This window comes from Pseudomonas sp. NPDC088322 (assembly GCF_044740745.1).
Classification (GTDB): Bacteria; Pseudomonadota; Gammaproteobacteria; order Pseudomonadales; family Pseudomonadaceae; genus Aquipseudomonas; species Aquipseudomonas shirazensis.
Genome location: NZ_JBIURK010000013.1, coordinates 1 through 2,372 on the forward strand (window position 1 = coordinate 1; position 2,372 = coordinate 2,372).

At 57.9% G+C, this 2,372-nt stretch carries 1 protein-coding gene; it reads right to left on the bottom strand.

Annotation, left to right across the window (positions count from 1 at the left end):
* The coding region (locus ACIOAU_RS23570; protein WP_401184865.1) for a beta strand repeat-containing protein at positions 1 to 2,372 on the bottom strand (2,372 nt) is incomplete at both ends.

The window sequence follows — 2,372 nt, forward strand, 5'->3', positions numbered from 1 at the left end:
GCAGCTTCAGCAGTGACGGCCACAGTCGTGGTATCGATGGTGTCTTCGACGGCAACAGTGGTGGTCGCGCCAGTCAGGTCGACGGCTTCGAAGTTGCCGCCGTTCACAGCAGTGACAGTTGCAGTGACTTCGCTGCCGTCTTTGTAGACATCTTCAACGTTGGTGTTCGGGACCGACAAGGTGCCCTTGCCATCAGCGCCAACAGTTACCGTGTAATCAGTGCCACCGACATTTACAGTCAGAGTCGTGGTGCTGCCAGCCTGCGGCGGGTTGCTCAACTGGAAGTTGAAGGTGAGGTTTGCGTCACCTTCTTTCGCAGCTTCAGCAGTGACGGCCACAGTCGTGGTGTCGATGGTGTCTTCGACAGCAACGGTAGTGGTCGCGCCAGTCAGATCGACGGCTTCGAAATTGCCGCCATTGACCGCAGTGACGGTCGCAGTGACTTCACTGCCGTCTTTGTAGACGTCTTCAACGTTGGTGTTCGGGACCTGGAGAGTGCCCTTGCCATCGGCGCCAACAGTTACCGTGTAATCAGTGCCACCGACGTTAACGGTCAAGGTAGCCGTGGTACCCGCCTGCGGCGGATTGCTCAGTTGGAAGTTGAAGGTGAGGTTGGCATCACCCTCCTTCGCTGCTTCGGCAGTAACAGCCACGGTGGTGGTGTCGATGGTGTCTTCGACAGCGACAGTCGTGGTCGCGCCGGTCAGATCCACGGCTTCGAAGTTGCCGCCATTGACCGCAGTGACGGTAGCAGTGACTTCACTGCCGTCCTTGTAGACGTCTTCAACGTTGGTGTTCGGGACCTGGAGAGTGCCCTTGCCATCGGCGCCAACAGTTACCGTGTAATCAGTGCCACCGACATTTACAGTCAGAGTCGTGGTGCTGCCAGCCTGCGGCGGGTTGCTCAACTGGAAGTTGAAGGTGAGGTTGGTATCGCCTTCCTTCGCAGGCTCGGCAGTCACAGCCACAGTGGTGGTGTCGATGGTGTCTTCGACAGCGACAGTGGTGGTCGCGCCAGTCAGATCGACGGCTTCGAAATTGCCGCCATTGACCGCAGTGACAGTCGCGGTGACTTCGCTACCGTCTTTGTACACGTCTTCAACGTTGGTATTCGGGACCGACAAGGTGCCCTTGCCATCGGCGCCAACGTTGACGGTGTAGTTAGTGCCACCGACATTTACAGTCAGAGTCGTGGTGCTGCCAGCCTGCGGCGGATTGCTGAGCTGGAAGTTGAAGGTGAGGTTCGCATCACCCTCCTTCGCTGCTTCGGCAGTAACAGCCACAGTGGTGGTGTCGATGGTGTCTTCGACAGCAACGGTGGTGGTCGCGCCAGTCAGATCCACAGCTTCGAAGTTACCGCCGTTGACCGCGGTTACAGTCGCAGTGACGTCGCTGCCATCTTTGTACACGTCTTCAACGTTGGTATTCGGGACCGACAAGGTGCCCTTGCCATCAGCGCCAACTGTGACGGTGTAATCAGTACCACCGACGTTGACGGTCAAGGTAGCCGTGGTACCCGCCTGCGGCGGATTGCTCAGCTGGAAGTTGAAGGTGAGGTTTGCGTCACCTTCCTTCGCAGCTTCAGCAGTGACGGCCACAGTCGTGGTGTCGATGGTGTCTTCGACAGCAACGGTGGTAGTCGCGCCAGTCAGATCGACGGCTTCGAAGTTGCCGCCATTGACCGCAGTGACGGTCGCAGTGACTTCACTGCCGTCTTTGTAGACGTCTTCAACGTTGGTGTTCGGGACCTGGAGAGTGCCCTTGCCATCGGCGCCAACAGTTACCGTGTAATCAGTGCCACCGACGTTAACGGTCAAGGTAGCCGTGGTACCCGCCTGCGGCGGATTGCTCAGTTGGAAGTTGAAGGTGAGGTTGGCATCACCCTCCTTCGCTGCTTCGGCAGTAACAGCCACGGTGGTGGTGTCGATGGTGTCTTCGACAGCAACGGTGGTGGTCGCGCCAGTCAGATCGACGGCTTCGAAGTTACCGCCGTTGACCGCGGTTACAGTCGCGGTGACTTCGCTACCGTCTTTGTAGACGTCTTCAACGTTGGTATTCGGAACCTGGAGAGTGCCCTTGCCATCGGCGCCAACAGTGACGGTGTAATCAGTACCACCGACGTTGACGGTCAAGGTAGCGGTGGTACCAGCCTGCGGCGGGTTGCTCAGCTGGAAGTTGAAGGTGAGGTTGGTATCGCCTTCCTTCGCAGGCTCGGCAGTCACAGCCACAGTGGTGGTGTCGATGGTGTCTTCGACAGCGACAGTAGTGTTTGCGCCGGTCAGATCGACGGCTTCGAAGTTACCGCCATTGACCGCAGTAACGGTCGCAGTGACTTCACTGCCGTCTTTGTAGACGTCTTCAACGTTGGTATT